The organism is Auraticoccus monumenti, assembly GCF_900101785.1.
Lineage (GTDB): Bacteria > Actinomycetota > Actinomycetes > Propionibacteriales > Propionibacteriaceae > Auraticoccus > Auraticoccus monumenti.
The window spans coordinates 56901-75929 of record NZ_LT629688.1 but is presented as its reverse complement, the minus strand read 5'-3'; the positions used below and the strand labels follow the sequence as shown (position 1 = coordinate 75929).

Here is a 19029-nt window from a genome sequence, read left to right as displayed (position 1 = left end):
GAAGAGTAGGTAGCGTGAACCTGGCAGACGAGGTGAGGCAGCACGCTGCGCGTCGTCCCGACCAGCCGGCGCTGGTCGAACCGGCGGGGGCGTCCAGCAGCCGGGTGGCCACCACCTGGCGCGAGCTCGACGAGCGGGTGGACGCGGCCGCGTCGCTGCTCGGCGGGTGGGGGCTGAGGGCTCCCCAGCGGGTGGTGCTGCACGGTGACAGCTCCGCGGCGCTGGTGGTCGCCCACCTGGCCTGCCTGCGCACCGGCCTGGTGTCCACCCCGGCGAACCCGCAGGCCACGCTGCTCGAGCTCGGTGCGCTGACCACCACCACCGGGGCGTCGCTGCTGCTGACCGACCAGGACCCGGCCACGTTGGTCGACGCCCTCCCCGACGACCTCCCGGTGCGCCCGCTGCGCGACGTGCTGGGCGTCCCTCCTGCCGACGCCGCCCCGATCGCCGGGCCCGGTGACCCCGAGGCGCTGGCCGTGCTGGTGCAGACGTCGGGGTCGGTGAGCCAGCCGCAGACGGTGATGCTCAGCCACCGCTCGCTGGCCACGGGGAGCCGTCAGGTCGCCGAGGTGGCCGGGCTGGGGCCGTCCAACGTGGTGCTGGCGCTGCTGCCCTTCTTCCACGTCTGGGGCCTCAACGGCACCCTGGGGGCGGCCCTGCACGCCGGCTCCACCACCGTGCTGGCGAACGACCTCGGGCCGGAGCTGCTGGCGCTGATGGCCGAGGAGGGGGTCACCGAGATGCCGGTGACCCCGACCGTCCTGTTCCGGCTGATGCAGATGCCGGGCGTGCGGACCGGTCTGCCACAGGGGCTCCGGCTGGTCAGCGCCGGGGCGCCCCTGTCGACCGCGCTGGCCCGCGAGTTCACCCGGGTGACCGGGGCCCGGGTCGAGCAGGCCTACGGGCTGACCGAGGCGGGCCCGGGGGTGTGCAGCACCATCGGCAGCCCCGAGCTCATCTCCGGCAGCCACGTCGGGACGCCCCTGCCCGGGGTGGAGGTCAGGATCGGCAGCGGCTACGGCGACCAGAGCGAGCCGGGTGAGGTGCACGTCCGGGGGGACAACCTGTTCTCCGGCTACTGGCCCGACGGCCGCGGAGGCCCCGACGCGGACGGCTGGTTCGCCACCGGTGACCTCGGCTACCTGAGCGAGGGCCACCTGCACCTGGTCGGGCGGCTGCGCGAGGTGGTGATCGTCTCCGGCTTCAACGTCTACCCCAGCGAGGTGGAGGAGGTGCTCCTGCTGCACCCGGCCGTGCAGGCCGCCGCCGTCGTCGGGCACCCCGAGGAGCAGACCGGGGAGAGCCTGGTGGCCTTCGTCTCGCTCGCGCCGGGACGTCGCGGGTTGTCGCTGGGTGACCTGGAGCGCCACTGCGAGCAGCACCTGGCCCGCTACAAGTGCCCGAGCGAGATCTACGTGCTGGAGCGGATGCCGCGCAGCATCACCGGCAAGATCCGCAAGTCCGAGCTGCGGGAGCTGGTCGACGCGCTGGAGGACGAGCAGTGAGCCGGGTCCGGGTCCTGGTCCGCGACGGCTGCCACCTGTGCGACGAGGCGGTGGCCGTGGTCGACCGGGTGTGCGCCGAGGTGGGGGCCGACTGGGAGACCGCCGACGTCGACGAGGACCAGGGGCTTCGCGAGCGGTACGGCGACCAGGTGCCTGTGACCTTCGTCGACGGGAAGCAGCACGACTTCTGGCGGGTGGACGCCGTCCGGCTGCGGGCGGCCCTCGGTGGCTGAGCCGGCGATGGCTGAGCCGGCGGTGGCTGAGCCGGCGGTGGCTGAGCCGGCGGTGGCGGGTGGGCGGCGGACCGTCCTGGTCACCGGCTTCGAGCCGTTCGGTGGGGACCCCGAGAACGCCAGCCAGGCGGCGGTCGAGGCCCTGGCCGCGCGGTGGACGGGTCCGGCCCGGCTGGTGACGGCCGTGCTGCCGGTCTCCTTCGCGTCGTCGACCCTGGCGCTGCGGGGGCTGCTGGCCGAGCACCGTCCGGACCTCGTGGTGGCGGTGGGGGAGGCCGGACGACGGCGGGCGGTCAGCATCGAGACCCGGGCCCGCAACCTCGACGACGCCCGGATCGCTGACAACGAGGGGGACCAGCCGCGTGCGGTGGTCGTCGACGACGGGCCTGAGTGGCTCCCCACCCGGCTCGACGTCGCCTCCTGCGTCGAGGCGGTGCGGCGGACCGGCGTGCTGGTGGCGGCCTCCCACGACGCCGGCACCTTCGTCTGCAACCACGTGTTCCGGGTGCTGCTGACCGCCACCGAGGCGCCCGCCGGTCTGGTGCACGTGCCGGCGCTGCGGAGCACCGGTCGGGCCGGCGTGGGGGCGGAGACCGATGCCTCGGCGGTGGCTGCTCCGGCGTCGGACGGCTCGGGGGCTTCGGAGGCTTCTGCGGAGGGCTCGGCGGCGGTGGACCACGACGAGCTGGCTGCGGCGCTGCTCGCGGTGGTCGAGGTCGGGTTGGCCAGGGTCAGGGCCGCGACGCGTCCGGCCGGAGCGGGCCCCCGGGGCTGAGGGTCGACGCGTGGTGGCCGGCCGCGGTGTCCCGTGCCCTGCGCTGGTCGTGGCAGGAGGGACTCTGGTGACGAAGGTCGACTTCAAGAAGGAGATCGCGAGCTACACCGCCCCGAGGGGCCGGTTCTCGGTGCTGACGGTGCCGCGGCTGTCGTACCTGGTGGTGGACGGTCACGGGGACCCGAACACGTCGTCGGAGTACGAGTCGGCCGTGACCACCATCTACCCGGTCGCCTACGCGCTGAAGTTCCTCAGTGCGCGGGAGCTGGGGCGCGATCACGTGGTGATGCCGCTGGAGGCGCTGTGGTGGTCCGACGACATGGCGGCCTTCACCAGCGCCCGGGACAAGTCGCGCTGGAGCTGGACGGTGATGATCATGGTGCCGTCGTGGATCGGTGCCGAGCACCTCGAGCAGGCCCGTCGCACCGTGGCCTCGAAGAAGGGCGCGCCCCGGCTCCAGGAGGTCCGGCTGGAGACGCTCGACGAGGGGCTGTGCGTGCAGACCCTGCACATCGGCCGCTACGACGACGAGGGCCCGGTGCTGGAGGCCATGCACTCCGAGTTCGTCCCGGGTGAGGGGTTGCGGCTGCGGGGGAAGCACCACGAGATCTACCTCAGCGACGCCCGCCGCACCGCCCCGGAGAAGCTGCGGACCATCTTGCGTCAACCGGTGACGCCCATGACCGCCGCCTGAGCAGGCAAGACGGGCACCGGCTCAGCTGGGAGGTGGTGGCCTCCGCAGACCGGCGGCGATGCCGCTGTCGAGGAGGAACAGCGCACCCATCGCCACCGCCGCCGGGCGGCGTCCCGTGCGGACGTACTCGCCGGCGAACACGAGGTGGAGCAGGCTCCGTGCCGCGACGGCACGCCACCGCCACGGCGCCGACCGACCGGCGATGATCGTGATGCCCAGGCCGAGGTCCGCCGCTCCGAGCGCACGCCTGCGGGCCACGTCGGTGCCGTCCAGCCCCAGCCATCGCCCGCCGGCGTGCGGGAAGACCCCCAAGAGGCCACCGAGCACCACGGAGACCACCCCGACGCCATCGGCGGCAGCAGTCAGGACGGTGGTGCTCTCGGGTGGTGGCACGAGGGGAAGGTACCGACTCGTCCGGACGCTGGTGGAGACGCGGTGTGCGGATGGGTCAGACCGGGACGAGTGATCGCGAGCTCGGAGGGCCTGGACGCTGGTGAGGCCGCTTCTCCAGGTCCGCTCCACGGAGCAGCTGTCAGCACTGGTGGATGCCACGGTGGGCTGGCCGGGACTGATGGAGCGTGCAGAGACAGTTGCCGACGTCGCCACCGCACTGACGAGCGAGCCGCGATCGCGTGAGTCGGAGCAGCGGCCAGCGAGCGGTGTGCGTCGAGCGACGAGTGTCGAGCGGCATAGCAGGCCTTGGGCGTCGACAGCGGGATGATCCGGCGGAGCGGTGACAGGAACCGCTGGGTGGCCGCAGAACCGCCAGCCCGACGCCGCTCCCTGCGCCGGAGAAAGGGTGTGCTGAGGGCGCTCGGGTCTGGCACGGTCGCTCTGTGACCTCTCACCCGTCGCCCGATCCGCTGGCCGGCGCGCCGCTCCGCCTGCGTCGGCTCGTCGACGAGCTCATCCGCCTGCCGGGCGTGGAGGCGCTCGCGCTCGGCGGGTCCCGGGCGAGCGGCACCCACCGCGCCGACAGCGACTGGGATCTCGGCGTGTACTACCGCGACGGGTTCCGACCTGCCGACGTCCGGGCACTGGGCCACCCCGGCACGGTTGTGGAGCTGGGGGAGTGGGGTGGCGGGATCTTCAACGGCGGGGCCTGGCTCGATCTCGACGGCACCCGCGTCGACCTGCTGTGGCGCGAGCTGGCCGTGGTCGAGCACGAGATCGATGAGGCGGTGGCCGGGCGGTGGCGGATCGAGCCGCTGATGTTCCACCTCACCGGCATCCCCACCTACCTGCTGCTCGCCGAGCTCGCGGTCAACCGGGTGCTGCACGGCGACCTGCCCAGGCCCGACTACCCGTCTGCCCTGCGGGAGGCTGCGGGACGTGGATGGTTCGGGCGCGCCGAGCTCACGCTGGGCTTCGCCCGCAGCGCACACGCCGCGCAAAGCAGGCTGACCGCGTGTCTGGGTCTGGTGGCGGTGGGCGCCGCCGAGCTGGCCCATGCCGCCGCGGCGACCGGTGGTCGGTGGGTCACCAACGACAAGTCGTTGCTCGCGCTCGGCGGCATGGACGGTGTCGACGCGCTGCTCCGGGCTCTGCCCGGGGACCCCTCCCCGCAGCAGCTGCAGTCACTGGTCGATGCGACGGTGGAGCTCGGCCGGCAAGCCATGGCGGGAGGAGCGGGAGAGGACGTCAGCCCGTCACCACCGCGCTGACGCACCGGGGGTGACGGGCGCGCGCACTCCTAGGCCGAGGAGGATCTCCTCGGCCCGGAAAGTGGCGTGCTGAACAGGAGGCTTCAGTGCTGCAAGGCGGGGACACGTGACCTGTGGCGGCCGGTTGGAGGTCCGACCGGACCGTCGGCGTGCAGTGGCGGCGTCGAGCGCCGCGGGTCGGGAGGTTCGCCGTCCTGATGACCACCGCTGCCATCCCCAGCCCCGTCGTCAACGGCAGGCGCAGGAGGTGAATGTTCGCTCGACACGTCGGTGGTGCTGCCGTCGGGCCCTCGTCGGAAGCGGAGGCCGTGGGGGCTGGTCCACTCGTAGTGGCCGAGTGCCAGCATGCGGTAGCGCCAGCGGGTGTGGGTCTTGAGCCGGTGGTGCGTGCGGCACAGCGGGGCGAGGTTGTCGGTGGACGTCTCCCCACCGGTGGCGAAGGGCTCGATGTGGTCGGCGTCGGTGGACCACTGGGCGGTGCCGTCGCTGCGCTGCCGGATCGATCGGGGATGGGCAGGTCGGCTGCACCAGGGGAAGACGCAGGTGCGGTCGCGCAGCGCGATGTGCTCGCGGATCCGGTCCGGAACCTGGTAGCTGTCGACGGTGACCGTGGTGTTCAGGTCGATCACCGGTCGGACGGTGATGGTGGTGTCGGGTCGTCCGCACCAGTCGCGGATCTGTCCGGCGGTGACGGGGATGCCGGTGTTACCCACCCAGCCGGGCAGCAGCGGGTCCTGGCCGGTCAGGGCGTCGGCGGAGAGGTGGACGTAGAGGGTCACCCGTGCGGGTGCTCGGCTCGGCCGGGGCGTCGTCGGCGTGGGTTGGGGTGCTGGGGTGGTGGCTTCGTCGTCCAGCACGGGCTGCGTGGTCAGGTCGAGAGCGGGTTGGGAGCGGGCGAGCTCACCAGCGGCCATGGACCGGCGGACATCGAGGGACTTGTCGACTCCGGCCTCGGCGAGCACCCGGGCGCCGGCGCCGATGGCGGCGTCCAGGTCCAGGGCGTCGGGGAGGTCGAGGACCCCGACGACCTCGGCGAGGCCGTGTCGGCGGCCGTCTTGGTCGGGGAAGATGTCGAAGCGGCGCTTCTCCTCCGCCTCGACCCGCTGCCGCTCGGCCTCCTCGGGCATGAACCGGGTGATCGCGGTGGTGATCAGCCGGTCCAGCTGGGTCAGGCCGACCTTCCCGGTGACTGCGGCGACCTGGTCGTCGACGAACGTCGCCGCCTGACGGGTGAGGTGCATGGTTCGCCCGGCGACCAGGCGGGCCTGCCACGGGGCGACCTTGCCGGTGTGGACGAGGGCCCACAGCCGGGGGAGCCGGTGGCGGAGCTCGAGGGCTTGGCCGATGAGGGTGGTGCCGGCGTCGGTGGAGCAGCGCAGCGCGGCGGCGAGCTCGGCGATGCAGCCCTCGTCGACCTCCGGTGTCCCTTCACCGGCCAGCGGTGCCCCGGTGGGGCGGCCGTCGATCGTGGCGGAGGCGACGAAGTCGTCCTCGACCGGTGGGTGGAGATCGGCCCACTCCGCAGCGCGGGCGAGGATCCGGGCGGCGGCGGCGTTCTCCGCGGTGCGGTCGGCGCGCACGTCGGCCAGCAGCGTGGCTGCGGCGTCGGTGCGGTGCTTCGTCATGTCCTCAATCTACGGGGATCCACTGACAGAATCGGATGCGCGTTCGAATCTGTGGACAACTTCGCCGCCGGGAGACGAGCTCCATCGCCGACCCGGGTGGCACTCCCGGCAAGCCCTGTCCAGCGGCGAGGCGGCGAGGCGGCGAGGCGGGACATCTCCCGGCAGTGTCACCGGGCCGCACGTCGTTCCTGTCGGTGCAGCGTGGCGGCGTAGGCGCGGGGTTGGTCGGCGAGGCTGACCGGACCGAGGGCGGTCGCCAGCAGGTGCTGCAGTCCGGGCAGGTCCTGCTGGCCAGTGGGTCTGAGTGTGAGCCACAGGGACTCCGCACCAGGAACCACGGCAAGCACCTCCCCGTCGTCGTGGAAAGCAGCGACGACGTGCTCGGAATCGAGACTCGGGAGACCTGTGTCCAGGGAGGTGGAGACGTGGACGTGTCCACCGGTCTCGATCACCAGGACGAAGCGGTCGCCGTCCACCCCCAGCTGGCGGACCTGCCCGCTCGGCTCCTCCGGCCCCCACTCCCGTAGGTAGCGCCCCCACCACAGGGTCCGCTCCTCGCCCTCCAGCCACCGGAGCCGGCTGGTCCCCATCCGACCACGACGCAGGTCCTCGGGCTCCAGCCCGAGGACCTCGTCGGCGCGTCCCTCGTGCGGGACGTGCCAACCCATGAAGTCCTCGACGACCTGCGAGCAGGGACGCCAGCGACGGAACCCGCGGAACGCGCTCACCCGCTGGGCGTAGGTGACCAGGTAGCCGGTGGACGTCCCTGCGTCCTCGACCAGAGCGATCCGGTTGAGGTAGGGGTCGTAGGCAGGGTCCAGCGCCTCCTCCGGCAGCCAGACGCTCCACCCCACGCCCGTCAGCCTGCTCCCGGCTCAGGACGAGGCGGGTCGAGGGCCAGCCGGTACCCGCGTCCGGGCTCGGTCAGGAGGTGGCGCGGGTGGGCCGGCTCACGCTCCAGCTTGCGCCGCAGGGTGGCCAGGTAGACCCGCAGGTAGTGCGTCTCCCGCTCGTAGCCCGGACCCCACACCTCAGCCAGCAGCTCGGCCTGGGTCACCAGCTCACCGGGACGCCGGGCCAGCACCTCCAGCAGCGCCCACTCCTTCGGGGTCAGCCGCACCACCTCGCCCGCCCGCGTCACCGTGCTGCGGCGCAGGTCCACCACCAGCTCACCCACCTCGACCACGGGACTGGTCGGCTCGCTGGCCGAGTGCCGCAGCGCCGCCCGGATCCTGGCCAGCAGCTCGTGCATCTCGAAGGGCTTGGTGACGTAGTCGTCAGCGCCGGCGTCCAGGGCCTCGACCTTGTCGTCGGTGGTATGCCGGGCCGAGAGCACCACGATCGGCACCTGCGACCAGCCACGGACCCCCACCACGACGTCGAGCCCGTCGCGGTCGGGCAGCCCGAGGTCGAGCAGCACCAGGTCGACGTCCAGCTCGGTCACGGCCCTCAGCGCCGAGGCGGCGTCGGGGGTGGTGGTGACCCGGTAGCCGCGCGCCTCCAGGTTGATCTTCATCGCCCTGGCCAGCGCCGGGTCGTCGTCCACCACCAGCACGTGCACCGGCTGCTCCGGCGTCACCGGGCCGCCGGCAGGTCGATCACCATGGTCAGTCCTCCGCCTGGCGTGTCCGTGGGCGTCAGGGTGGCCCCCACGCTAGCGGCGAACCCGCTGGCCACGGCCAGCCCCAGACCCAGCCCCTCGGGCACCCCGGCCCGCGCCGGCCGGTCGCCGAGACGCTGGAAGGGCTGGAACACCTGCTCGCGGCGCTCCCGGCTGATCCCCGGTCCGCGGTCGACCACCAGCACCCGCACCCGGTCCCCGTCCGCCTCGTAGCGCACCTCCACCGGCGACCCCTCGGGCTGATGGCGCACCGCGTTGTCGACCACGTTGGCCACCACCCGCTCGACCAGCCCGGGATCGGTGCGCACCAGCAGCTCCGACCGTGCCAGCTCCACCCGACCGGCCACGTGCGGGAGCGCGTGCACCGCCGCGCGGACCACCTCGTCCACCAGCACCGCGTCCAGCTCGGGGGCCGGTGAGGTCATCTGGATCCGGGTCATGTCGAGCAGGTTCGCCACCAGCCGCTCGAGCCGTTCCGCGCTGCGCTGCACCACCAGCAGCAGCTCACGCCGCGTCGCCGGGTCGAGCTCGACGTCCTCGTCCACCAGCCCGGACAGCCCCGTCTTGATCGCGGCCAGCGGCGTGCGCAGGTCGTGGCTGACCGCGGCCAGCAGTGCGGTCTGGAAGGCGCTGCGGGCGGCCAGCGTGTCGGCCTGGGCCGCCGTCTCGGCCAGCTCCCGACGCTCCATCCGCACCACGGCCTGGATCCCGAAGGCGGTCAGCACCCGCTGCTCGGACGCGGTCAGTCCGCGTCCGTAGAGGGCGAAACCGGAGAGGTCGTCCAACGGCAGCTCGGTGTCCGGCCGGTCCGGCCGGTCCTGCCCGTCCGGCCCACCCGCTCCCACCTCCTCGCCGACTGCGTGCTCGACCCGCCACGGCGCGGTGGGCACGTCGCGCACCCGCAGCTCGACGCGGTGCTGGCTGAAGGTGTCGCGCACCTGCTCCAGCAGCGAGGCCACCGAGGCGTCGGTGGCCAGCCCGTGCCGGGTCAGCGCCAGCAGGGTGTCGGCCTCGGCCCGGGCCGCCGCGGCCTCCCGGGTGCGCCGCGCCGCCGCCTGCACCACCGAGGACACCGCCAGCCCCACCAGCAGGAACACCAGCAGCGAGAGGACGTCCCGGGAGTCGGCGACGGTCAGGCTCAGCCGGGGCTCGACCAGCCAGAAGTTCACCAGCAGGTTCCCGACCACCGCCGCCAGCACCGCCGGCAGCAACCCGCCCACCAGGGCCACCAGCACCGTGGCGGCCAGCTGGGTGAGCAGCGGCACCTCGTGCTCGGTCCAGCCCGGGGTGAGTGCGAACAGGGCGGTCAGCGCCACCGGCAGCACGACGGCCAGCACGTAGGCCACCACCCGGCGGGGGAGGCTGAGGGGCACCGGCACGGTGCGCTGGCCGCGTCCGGCCCAGCGGTGGGTGACCAGGTGGCAGTCGATGTCGCCCGAGCCGGCCACGATCCGCTGGCTCACCGGGGCCCGCAGCAGGCTCTGCCAGCGGCTGCGCCGGCTTTGCCCGACCACCACCGTGGTGGCGTTGACCGATCGGGCGTAGTCGAGCACCGCCTCGGCCGGGTCCTCTCCGGTCAGGGTGTGGAAGCTGCCGTCGAGGTCCTCCACCAGCCGACGCTGCTCGGCCAGCGCCCGCGGGTCGCGCTCGACCAGACCGTCGCTGCGGGCCACGAAGACCGCGTGCAGCTCACCCCCAGCGCCCTTCCCCGCGATCCGCGCGCCGCGCCGCACCAGGTCCGCACCCTCCGGGCCACCCGACAGCGCCACCACCACCCGGTCCCGGGTCGGCCAGCTCGCCGCGATGGCGTGCTCGTCGCGGTAGAGGGCCAGGGCGGCGTCCACCCGGTCCGCGACCCACAGCAGGGCCAGCTCGCGCAGCGCGGCCAGGTTGCCGGGGCGGAAGTAGCTCGACAGCGTCGCCTCCACCCGCTCGGGCGGGTAGACGTTGCCGTGCAGCAGCCGCCGGCGCAGCGCCTCCGGCGCCATGTCGACCAGCTCCACCTGGTCCGCGGCCCGCACCACCGAGTCCGGCACGGTCTCCTGCTGACGGACCCCGGTGATCGAGGCCACCACGTCGTTGAGGGACTCCAGGTGCTGGACGTTGACCGTGGTGATCACGCTGATCCCCGCGGCCAGCAGCTCCTCCACGTCGCCGCAGCGCCGCCGGTGGCGCGAGCCGGGCGCGTTGGTGTGGGCCAGCTCGTCGACCAGGGCCACCTGCGGTCGGCGGGCCAGCACGGCGTCGACGTCCATCTCCTCCAGCACCGTCCCGCGGTGCTCGACGCTGCGGCGGGGGACCACCTCCAGCCCCTCCAGCCGCTCCGCGGTCCGGCGCCGGCCGTGGGTCTCCACCACCGCCACCACCACGTCGGTGCCGCGGGCGGCGCGGCGGTGCCCCTCGTCGAGCATGGCGTAGGTCTTGCCCACCCCGGGGGCCGCTCCGAGCAGCACCCGCAGCTCACCCCGCAGACGACCCAGGTCGCGTGGGCTGCGGGGACCCGCCGTCGCCGTCACGGTGCTCCTCCGCTCGCCGTGCCCGGTGGCCAGTGAATCACCCGAGCCGCTCCAGCCCGGCGTTGGCGAGCAGGACGTTCACCCGCGGCTCGCCGAGGACGCCGAGCGGCCGCCCCCGGGTGGCGTCGGCCACCACCGCACGGACCTGCGCCTCGCCCAGCCCGCGCTCGGCCGCCACCCGCGGCACCTGCAGCTCGGCCCACTCCGGCGAGACGTCGGGATCCAGCCCGCTGGCCGAGGCGGTCACCGCGTCGGCGGGGACGTCGGCGGGGGAGACGCCGCTGGCCCCGGCCAGGGTGGCCTGCCGTCCGGCGATGTCCGCCACCAGGTCGGCGTCGTTCGGCCCGGCGTTGCTGCCGGACGAGGCGAGGCCGTCGTAGCCGTCACCGGCGGCGGACGGACGTCCCCAGAACCAGCCCGGGCCGTCGAACGGCTGGCCCAGCAGCTCCGAGCCGACGACCCGGCCGTCGACCTCCACCAGCGAGCCGACGGCCCGCTCTGGGGCCAGCAGGCGGCCCACGCCGAGGACCAGCAGGGGGTAGGCGAGACCGAGCAGCAGCGTCAGCACGACGAGCAGCCGCAGACCGGCCAGGGACGAACGGAGGAGGGCGTTCACGGTGGTGCTCACATTCCTGGGAAGAGGGAGACGACGAGGTCGATGACCTTGATGCCGATGAACGGGGCGACCAGCCCGCCGACGCCGTAGACCAGCGCGTTGCGACGGAGCAGGGCGCTGGCCGAGGCCGGCCGGTAGCGGACCCCGCGCAGGGCCAGCGGGACGAGCGCGACGATCACCAGCGCGTTGAAGACGACCGCGGAGAGGATGGCCGACTCCGGGGACCCGAGCCGCAGCACGTCGAGGACGGCGAGCTGGGGGAAGGCGACGGCGAACATGGCCGGGACCAGCGCGAAGTACTTGGCCACGTCGTTGGCCACCGAGAAGGTGGTCAGCGCGCCCCGGGTCATCAGCAGCTGCTTGCCGATCTCCACGATCTCGATCAGCTTCGTGGGGTCGGAGTCCAGGTCGACCATGTTGCCGGCCTCCTTGGCCGCCGACGTCCCGGTGTTCATGGCCACGCCGACGTCGGCCCTGGCCAGGGCGGGGGCGTCGTTGGTGCCGTCGCCGGCCATCGCCACCAGGGCGCCCTTCTGCTGCTCCGCGACGATCAGCGCGACCTTGTCCTCGGGCTTGGCCTCGGCCAGGAAGTCGTCGACCCCGGCCTCCTCGGCGATGTGGCGGGCGGTGCGCGGGTTGTCACCGGTGATCATCACCGTGCGGATGCCCATCGCCCGGAGCGCCTCGAAACGCGCCCGGATGCCCTCCTTCACGACGTCGGTCAGCTCGACCACGCCCAGGCAGCAGGCAGGGCAGCCGCGCTCGGCGTCCCACTCGGCCACCACCAGCGGGGTGCCGCCGCGGGCGGAGACGGCGTCGACGGCGTCGGTCACCGCAGCCGGCACCTCCCCCCCGTGCTCGACCACCCAGGCCGCGCAGCTGCTGGCCGCGCCCTTGCGGATCTGCCGGGCACCCAGGTCGACCCCGCTCATCCGCGTCCCGGCGGTGAAGGGCACCGGGGTGCCGGCCGCGACGGCGTCGGGGACGGACTCCGCGGAGGTCGGGAAGCGCTCGTCGACGAGCTCGACCACCGAGCGGCCCTCGGGCGTCTCGTCGGCCAGCGACGCCAGCCGGGTGGCCTCGGCCAGCTCGGCCGGGTCCACCCCGGGGGCCGCGTGCAGGTCGGTGGCCCGCCGGTTGCCGTAGGTGATGGTGCCGGTCTTGTCCAGCAGCAGCACCCCGACGTCACCGGCGGCCTCCACCGCGCGCCCGGACAGCGCCAGCACGTTGCGTCGCACCAGCCGGTCCATCCCGGCGATGCCGATGGCCGAGAGCAGCGCCCCGATGGTGGTGGGGATCAGGCAGACCAGCAGCGCCACCAGCACCAGCACGGGCTGGGTCGCCCCGGAGAAGACGGCGAACGGCTGCAGCGTCACCACCGCCATCAGGAAGATGATGGTCAGCGCCGACAGCAGCACCGTGAGGGCCACCTCGTTGGGGGTGCGACGCCGGTCCGCGCCCTCGACCATGGCGATCATCCGGTCCAGGAAGGACTCCCCGGGCGCGGAGCCGATCCGGACCACGATCCGGTCCGAGAGCACGGTGGTGCCTCCGGTGACGGCGCTGCGGTCACCGCCGGACTCCCGGATCACCGGGGCGGACTCGCCGGTGATGGCGGACTCGTCCACGCTGGCCACGCCCTCGACCACGTCGCCGTCGCCGGGGACGGTCTGGCCGGCCTCGACCACCACGAGGTCGCCGGGGCGGAGCTCGCTGCTGGGCACGGAGGTCTCGGTGCCGTCGGCGTCCAGGCGCCGGGCCCCGGTGGTGGTGCGGGTGGCCCGCAGGCTGGCGGCCTGGGCCCGTCCGCGGCCCTCCGCGACGGCCTCGGCGAGGTTGGCGAAGAGCACGGTGAGCCAGAGCCAGACCACCAGCGAGATGCTGAACAGCGACGGGTCGAGCGCGGCCAGCACCGTGGCGAGGACGGACCCGACCCAGACCACGAAGATCACCGGCTGGCGCACCAGGTGGCGCGGGTCGAGGCGGCGGAACGAGGCCGGGACGGCGGACCGGACCAGCTCGGCGGTGCTGGGCCCGGACGCCGGGGTCGGCGCCGGTGCCGGGGACGCCGGGCGGGTCGGGAGGGAGGTGGTGGACGTGGTCACTGGAGTGCCTCCGCGATCGGTCCCAGGGCGAGGGACGGGAAGAAGGTGAGCCCGGCGACGACGACGACCACGAAGGTCATCAGCGACACGAACACCGGGCCGGAGGTGGGGATGGTGCCGCTGCTCGCGGGCACGGTGCGCTGGGCGGCGAGCCGCCCGGCCAGGGCGATCACCAGCACCATCGGGACGAAGCGGCCGACCAGCATGGCCAGCCCCTGCCCGACGGTGAGGAACGGCGTGCCGGCGGACAGGCTGGCGAAGGCGGAGCCGTTGTTGTTCGACGCGGACGCCCAGGCGTAGAGCACCTGGCTCAGGGCGTGCGGCCCCTCACCGGCCAGGGACTCCCGACCGGTGGCCAGGCTGACCGAGAGCGCCGCGCCGGCCAGCAGCGTGGCCGGCATCACCAGCAGCACCAGCGCGACCAGGGTGATCTCGCCACCACCGATCTTCTTGCCCAGGTACTCCGGGGTCCGGCCGACCATCAGGCCGGACAGGAAGACGGTCAGGACGGCCACCAGCAGCATCGAGTACAGCCCCGAGCCGACCCCGCCCGGCGAGACCTCGCCGAGCACCATGTTGAGCAGGGCCACCCCGCCGCCGGCGGCGGTGAGGGAGTCGTGCATCGAGTTGACCGCACCGGTGGACGTCCCGGTGGTGGAGGCGGCGAAGACCGCCGAGGCCCACTCACCGAAGCGCACCTCCTTGCCCTCCATCGCCGCACCGGCCAGCTCGGGCGCCGCGCCCCGGCCGGTCACCTCGGCGGCGACGACCGCGAGCACCGACAGCAGCCACAGCACGGCCATCACGACCAGCACGGCGACCCCCTGGCGTCGCTGGCCGACCATCCGGCCGAAGACCAGCGGCATCGCGAAGGGGATGGCGAGCATCGCCCAGCTGGCCAGCAGGTTGGTGCCCGCGTCGGGGTTCTCGAAGGGGTGGGCGGAGTTGGCGTTGAAGAAGCCGCCGCCGTTGGTGCCCAGCTGCTTGATCGCCTCCTGGCTGGCCACCGGTCCGCCGGGGACGGACTGGGTGCCGCCGGCCAGCGTCTCCACCACGCGGGGGCCGTCCAGGTTCTGGATCACGCCGCCGAGCACCATCAGCACCGCGACCAGCAGGCTCAGCGGCAGCAGCACCCGTCCGGTGATCCGGACCAGGTCCACCCAGAAGCTGCCAAGGTCGGTGGTCCCGGCGCGCGCCAGCCCGCGGACCAGCGCGAAGGCGACCGCGATGCCGGTGGCGGCGGAGACGAAGTTCTGCACCGTCAGCCCGGCCATCTGGGCCAGGTGCCCCATCGCGGAGTCACCGGAGTACCACTGCCAGTTCGTGTTGGTGACGAAGCTGATGGCGGTGTTGAAGGCGCCGGTCGGCTCGAACCCGGGACGTCCGAGGCTCAGCGGCAGCACGCCCTGCAACCGCAGCATCAGGTACAGCAGCAGCACCCCGGCCAGGGAGAAGCCGAGAACGGCCAGCAGGTACTGCCGCCAGCCCTGCTCCCGGTCGGGGTCGATCCCGCCGAGGCGGTAGACCACCCGCTCGACGGCCAGGTGGCGCCGGCTGGTGGCCACGGCGTGCAGCCAGCCGGCCAGCAGCGGCGTGGTGACGGCGAGCAGCCCGACCAGGAGCAGCAGCTGCAGCAGCCCCGCGGTGGTGGCGCCCATCAGTACCGCTCCGGGTGGGTGAGGGCGTGCAGCAGGTAGCCGATCAGGGCCATCGCGAGCACGCCGGCCACGACGTCCACGATCACGACCGCTCACCCCTCCCCAGTCGGCGGGACGCGAGGGCGAGCAGGGCGAAGAACCCCACCAGGACGAGGACCAGCACGAGATCAGGCACGTCCGCCATCACAACGCCGCGGCAGCCTCCCGCCGACGTCCTTGACGCCGCCTTGACGACTCGGAGGAGACCTTGACGCCCCTTTGACCCTCGGCGGGACGTCGACTCCTGGCGGCGCTGGACGGCCGTGGCAGGGGGTGCGGGCTCTCTCAGCCGCCCTGCGGGCGGGTCCGCAGCCCGTCGAGCACCAGCACCAGCAGGTGCTCGGCCCGGTCGGCGACCTCGGGCTCACCCACCCGCGAGAGGAACCCGATCATCGCGATCACGTCCACCGCGTCCACGTCGGCCCGCAGCGAGCCGTCGGCCTGGCCGGCGGTCAGCAGGGCGTCGACGGCCTCCCGGACGAGGGCCGCCGTCTCCCCGGCGACCGGTTCGGCCAGGCTCCCACCGAGAGCGGCCAGCACGCCGCGCTTGGTGCGGGCGTAGCGGGTCAGGTGGGTCAGCCAGAGCCGCAGGGCCTCCAGGGCCGGGTGGCGTCCCAGCAGGTCGTGCGCCGCGTCGGCCAGCTCCCCGACCTCGACCCGGTACAGCTCGGTCAGCAGCGCCTCGACGGTGGGGAAGTGACGGTAGACCGTCGCCTGGCCGACGCCGGCAGCACGGCCCACGGCGCTGAGCCGCAACCCACCCGGGGCGTCGACCAGCTCGCGGGCGGAGGCCAGGATCCGGGCGCGGCTGCGCACCGCGTCCGCGCGCGGGGTCGACGGGCTCACGGCACCTCCTGTGGACAAACGGACAGGTGTCCACTTAGTCTCGATGAAACGGACACCTGTCCGACTGTAGCGAGAGGACTCCCATGAGCACACCCCCCACCGAAGGCGTCGCCGGCAAGGTCGTCGTGGTGACCGGCGCCGGCAGCGGGATCGGCGCCGCCACCGCCCGCCTGCTGTCCCGGCGCGGCGCGACGGTCGTGCTCGCCGGCCGGCGGGCCGAGGCGGTGGAGGCGGTCGCCGCCTCCCTCCGCGACGACGGCGGCCGGGCCACCTCCGGACGCGTGGACGTCACCCGGCTGGCCGACGTCCAGCACCTGGTCGCCCAGACGGTCGAGCAGCACGGCCGGCTGGACGCGATCGTCAACAACGCCGGGGTGGCCCCGATCGGCCCGGTGCAGGACCTCGACACCGAGGGCTGGGCGGCCATGGTGCAGGTCAACCTCGTCGGCGTGCTGAACGGCGTGGCCGCCGCGCTCCCGGTGTTCCGCGACCAGGGCCGGGGCCACGTCGTCACCATCGCCTCCCTCGCCGGGACGATCGGCGTCACCCCGACGCTGGCGGTCTACTCGGCCACCAAGAACGCGGTGCGGACGTTCATGGAGGGCCTGCGGGCGGAGTCCACCGACGGGGTGCTGCGGACCACCACCATCTCGCCCGGCTTCGTCCGGACCGACCTGGCCGACTCCATGCCCGAGGAGCTGCGGGAGCAGACCCGGGTGAGCATGAGCCGGATGGGGATCTCCGCCGAGGCGGTGGCCCGGACCGTCGCCTTCGCGATCGAGCAGCCCGACGACGTGGAGATCAGCAGCCTGGTCGTCGCGCCCACCGTGCAGGGCTGAGGACCCCTACCTGTTCTCCTCCTCGAGCAGGCCGTTGCGCTGGGCCCAGAGCGCGGCGGACGTCCGGTCGTAGACGCCCAGGGTCGCGAAGATGCGGGTGAGGTGGGCCTTGACGGTCTTCTCGCTCAGCTGCAGCCGTCGGGCGATGCTCTTGTTGGGCAGCCCGACGGCGACCAGCGCGAGGACCTCTCGTTCCCGCGGGCTGAGGTCCTCCCCCCGCCGGGGCCGGCTCGGCCCGCGTGCGGGCAGCAGGGCCAGCGCCGCCCGGGGCGAGATGGGGGCGTGTCCGGCGGCGGCCTCGCGGATGGCCTGGAGCAGGTCCTCGGGTTCGGAGTCCTTGAGCAGGTAGCCGACCGCACCGGCGTCCAGCGCGGCCAGGACCCGCGCCTGCTCGGCGAAGGAGGTGAGCACGACGACACGGGTGTCCGGGCAACGGGCCAGCACCTCACCGGTGGCCTCGACGCCGTCCATGCCGGGCATCGAGAGGTCCATCAGCACGATGTCGGCCCGCCCGTCGGCTGCCGCGTCAGCAGCCAGGGCCCCGTCGGCCACCGCCCCGACGAGCTCGACGTCGGGGGCGCTGTCGAGCACGCCGGCCAGCCCGCGGCGGACCAGCGGGTGGTCGTCGACGATCAGGACCCGGATCACCGCAGCGCCCCGGCCCTCGCCCGTTCCCCGCCCGTGACGTCCGGGTCGGGTGCGCCCTGCTCGGGGAGGACGAGGGTGACCGTGGTGCCGTCGCCGACGGCGGACTCCACCCGCAACGTGCCGCCCCGTTGCTGCACCAGGGCGGCCAGCAGCGTGAGACCCACGCTGCCGCGTCGGCGCGCCGACACCGCCGTGGCGTCGAAGCCCTGCCCGTCGTCGGTGAGCGTGAGCCGGAGCCACCCGTCGTCCTGCGTCACCAGCAGCTGGACCCGCGAGGCGTGCGCGTGCCGGATGACGTTGCGGATCGCCTCCTGCGCGACCCGGTACACCAGCGACTCGGTGGTCTCGCTCAGCGTGTCGCTCACCTGCACGTCCAGCTCGACGGTGATCTCGCGGGCGTCGAGCGTGGCGGTGAGGTCGGTCAGGGTGGCTCGCAGCCCCTCGCTGTGCAGCGCCGGCGGGGTCACGGTGACGATCAGGCTGCGCAGCTCCCGCACCCACTGGCGCAGGCTGCGGGCGGTCTCGGCGATGGTGTCGGCCACCTCCGGCTGTCCTCCGGACCGGGTGCGGTTCGCCACGTCGGTGAGGGTCCAGCTGGCGCCGGCCAGTCCCTGGACCACCCCGTCGTGCAGGTCGGAGGCGATCAGTGTGCGCTCCCGGTCGGCCGCCGCGAGCGCGGTGACCAGCAGCTGCTCCCGCTCGGCCTGGACCCCGTACAGGCTGCGGGTCAGGCGGTAGGCGAACCCGATCTTGGCCAGGTAGAGCAGGGTCAGGGCCAGCACGAAGCTGGGCAGGAGGGACAACCAGACCGTCCGGCTCGTCAGCCACACCGCCTCGTACGGCTGCCGCGTCTGCACCAGCAGCGCCTGGTCCGACGGCGACCGCACGCCGACGCCGACGTCGAGCGACTGACCCTCCCGGTCGCCGAGGAGACGGGTGGGGTCGGGGCCCTCGTCGCCGACGGCGGTGGCGACGGTGGTGCCGTTGCGCAGGGCGTCGAGCTGGGCCGGGGTCAGCGGCTCCTGCTGGCCGACCACGGAGCTGTCGGTGGCGTAGACCACCAGCCCGTCCTCGTCGAGGACCCGCACCTGGGTGATCGGTGCGGCCAGCACCCGCTCGCGCACGACCTGGTCGAACGCCGGGTCGACCTCGGCCGGGTCCAGCGGGGTGCGGGGGAGCGCGGGCTGCACGACCCGTGAGGCGAGCAGCGTCGTGGTGACCTCCGCGTCACGCACGGCCTCCTCCAGGGCGGCGTGCCGCTGGGCCAGGGCCAGGCCGACCCCGCACAGCACGAAGGCGCCCAGGGCCACCAGCATGTACACCACCATCAGACGGGCGATGGAGCCGCGGCCCAACCACTCGTGCCGACCACCGAGCGCACGACGAGGGCGCCGACCGGGTGGCTGGGGGAGTCCACGTCGTCCCGCCGTCGGGGACGCGGGAGCGGTCGGGTGCGGGTCGCCCCCCTCGGCGTCGGTCGTCATCGGGGCGCAGATCGGTGTCGAGCAGGCGTCTCTGAGATGAGCACGATGGCCTCCGTCCACCGGGGAGTCTAGGACCCCCACCGCCCCGTCACGGTGCTGCGCGGACAGCGGTGGAGGCGCGGACCCGGGCACCCGACCAGTGGTCCTAGGACTCCCCGGAC

At 73.8% G+C, this 19029-nt stretch carries 18 protein-coding genes; 6 read left to right on the top strand and 12 right to left on the bottom strand.

Annotated elements, in window-relative coordinates:
- The first annotated feature begins 14 nt into the window (after positions 1–14).
- The 4 genes from BLT52_RS00325 (at position 15) to BLT52_RS00310 (ending at position 3207) form a co-directional block, all read left to right on the top strand.
- Positions 15–1505: a class I adenylate-forming enzyme family protein gene (locus tag BLT52_RS00325; RefSeq protein WP_172803960.1), complete on the top strand. Its 1491-nt coding sequence runs from the start codon at positions 15–17 to the stop codon at positions 1503–1505.
- Positions 1502–1738: a glutaredoxin family protein gene (locus BLT52_RS00320; RefSeq protein ID WP_090589532.1), complete on the top strand. Its 237-nt coding sequence runs from the start codon at positions 1502–1504 to the stop codon at positions 1736–1738. The genes BLT52_RS00325 and BLT52_RS00320 overlap by 4 nt, the downstream gene beginning before the upstream one ends.
- Positions 1739–1745: 7 nt before the next feature.
- Positions 1746–2513, top strand: coding sequence for a pyroglutamyl-peptidase I (locus BLT52_RS20640; RefSeq protein ID WP_157676891.1), 768 nt, complete (start codon positions 1746–1748; stop codon positions 2511–2513).
- Positions 2514–2580: 67 nt separating this feature from the next.
- A complete protein-coding gene (locus tag BLT52_RS00310) occupies positions 2581–3207 on the top strand; it encodes a GyrI-like domain-containing protein (RefSeq protein WP_172803956.1) in 627 nt (208 codons plus the stop codon).
- A gap of 21 nt (positions 3208–3228) precedes the next feature.
- On the opposite strand, the gene BLT52_RS00305 is transcribed toward BLT52_RS00310, so the two are convergent.
- Entirely contained in the window at positions 3229–3600 is a 372-nt protein-coding gene (locus BLT52_RS00305; protein ID WP_090589530.1) for a hypothetical protein, read from the bottom strand.
- A gap of 443 nt (positions 3601–4043) precedes the next feature.
- Here BLT52_RS00305 and BLT52_RS00300 point away from each other — a divergent pair, with 443 nt between their 5' ends.
- Positions 4044–4871 carry a nucleotidyltransferase domain-containing protein gene (locus BLT52_RS00300; protein ID WP_197679133.1) on the top strand — a complete coding sequence of 276 codons (828 nt, stop codon included), beginning with the start codon at positions 4044–4046 and terminating at the stop codon, positions 4869–4871.
- An 83-nt stretch (positions 4872–4954) separates the two neighbouring features.
- Here the strand turns inward: BLT52_RS00300 and BLT52_RS00295 are convergent, their stop codons facing one another.
- The 9 genes from BLT52_RS00295 to BLT52_RS00255 all read right to left on the bottom strand — a co-directional run bounded on the left by BLT52_RS00295 (position 4955) and on the right by BLT52_RS00255 (position 15897).
- Complete coding sequence (locus BLT52_RS00295) at positions 4955–6496, bottom strand: HNH endonuclease signature motif containing protein (protein WP_090589527.1); 1542 nt, start codon at positions 6494–6496, stop codon at positions 4955–4957.
- A 167-nt stretch (positions 6497–6663) separates the two neighbouring features.
- Entirely contained in the window at positions 6664–7350 is a 687-nt protein-coding gene (locus BLT52_RS00290; protein WP_090589525.1) for a hypothetical protein, read from the bottom strand.
- Positions 7351–7355: 5 nt separating this feature from the next.
- Complete coding sequence (locus BLT52_RS00285; protein WP_172804089.1) at positions 7356–8057, bottom strand: response regulator; 702 nt, start codon at positions 8055–8057, stop codon at positions 7356–7358.
- Between the two features lie 14 nt (positions 8058–8071).
- Positions 8072–10633 carry a DUF4118 domain-containing protein gene (locus BLT52_RS00280; protein WP_231946428.1) on the bottom strand — a complete coding sequence of 854 codons (2562 nt, stop codon included), beginning with the start codon at positions 10631–10633 and terminating at the stop codon, positions 8072–8074.
- A gap of 37 nt (positions 10634–10670) precedes the next feature.
- Positions 10671–11261, bottom strand: coding sequence for a potassium-transporting ATPase subunit KdpC (kdpC, locus tag BLT52_RS00275; RefSeq protein ID WP_090589523.1), 591 nt, complete (start codon positions 11259–11261; stop codon positions 10671–10673).
- Positions 11258–13354 (bottom strand): potassium-transporting ATPase subunit KdpB, encoded by a 2097-nt coding sequence (gene kdpB / locus BLT52_RS00270; RefSeq protein ID WP_090589522.1) that lies wholly within the window; start codon positions 13352–13354, stop codon positions 11258–11260. Before kdpB ends, kdpC begins: the two co-directional genes overlap by 4 nt.
- Positions 13351–15012, bottom strand: a complete 1662-nt coding sequence (gene kdpA / locus BLT52_RS00265; RefSeq protein ID WP_090589519.1) for a potassium-transporting ATPase subunit KdpA — start codon at positions 15010–15012, stop codon at positions 13351–13353. Before kdpA ends, kdpB begins: the two co-directional genes overlap by 4 nt.
- Positions 15012–15083: a potassium-transporting ATPase subunit F gene (locus tag BLT52_RS21800; RefSeq protein ID WP_407922641.1), complete on the bottom strand. Its 72-nt coding sequence runs from the start codon at positions 15081–15083 to the stop codon at positions 15012–15014. Before BLT52_RS21800 ends, kdpA begins: the two co-directional genes overlap by 1 nt.
- 253 nt (positions 15084–15336) lie before the next feature.
- Positions 15337–15897, bottom strand: a complete 561-nt coding sequence (locus BLT52_RS00255) for a TetR/AcrR family transcriptional regulator (RefSeq protein ID WP_090589515.1) — start codon at positions 15895–15897, stop codon at positions 15337–15339.
- 83 nt (positions 15898–15980) lie between these two features.
- On the opposite strand from BLT52_RS00255, the gene BLT52_RS00250 reads away from it, so the two are divergent.
- Complete coding sequence (locus tag BLT52_RS00250; protein ID WP_090589513.1) at positions 15981–16736, top strand: SDR family oxidoreductase; 756 nt, start codon at positions 15981–15983, stop codon at positions 16734–16736.
- A 6-nt stretch (positions 16737–16742) separates the two neighbouring features.
- Here the strand turns inward: BLT52_RS00250 and BLT52_RS00245 are convergent, their stop codons facing one another.
- Together BLT52_RS00245 and BLT52_RS00240 are read right to left on the bottom strand one after the other, a co-directional pair.
- On the bottom strand, positions 16743–17384 hold the full coding sequence (locus BLT52_RS00245; RefSeq protein ID WP_090589511.1) for a response regulator: 642 nt from the start codon (positions 17382–17384) through the stop codon (positions 16743–16745).
- Positions 17381–18712 carry a sensor histidine kinase gene (locus BLT52_RS00240; protein WP_157676889.1) on the bottom strand — a complete coding sequence of 444 codons (1332 nt, stop codon included), beginning with the start codon at positions 18710–18712 and terminating at the stop codon, positions 17381–17383. Before BLT52_RS00240 ends, BLT52_RS00245 begins: the two co-directional genes overlap by 4 nt.
- Between the last annotated feature and the right edge of the window lie 317 nt (positions 18713–19029).

Bases quoted from the DNA above. Each gene is read 5' to 3' on its own strand.
- BLT52_RS20640 (WP_157676891.1), top strand. From the start codon at position 1,746: ATGGCTGAGCCGGCGGTGGCTGAGCCGGCGGTGGCTGAGCCGGCGGTG.
- BLT52_RS00295 (WP_090589527.1), bottom strand. From the start codon at position 6,496: ATGACGAAGCACCGCACCGACGCCGCAGCCACGCTGCTGGCCGACGTG.
- kdpA (WP_090589519.1), bottom strand. From the start codon at position 15,012: ATGGGCGCCACCACCGCGGGGCTGCTGCAGCTGCTGCTCCTGGTCGGG.
- BLT52_RS00250 (WP_090589513.1), top strand. From the start codon at position 15,981: ATGAGCACACCCCCCACCGAAGGCGTCGCCGGCAAGGTCGTCGTGGTG.
- BLT52_RS00240 (WP_157676889.1), bottom strand. From the start codon at position 18,712: ATGGTGGTGTACATGCTGGTGGCCCTGGGCGCCTTCGTGCTGTGCGGG.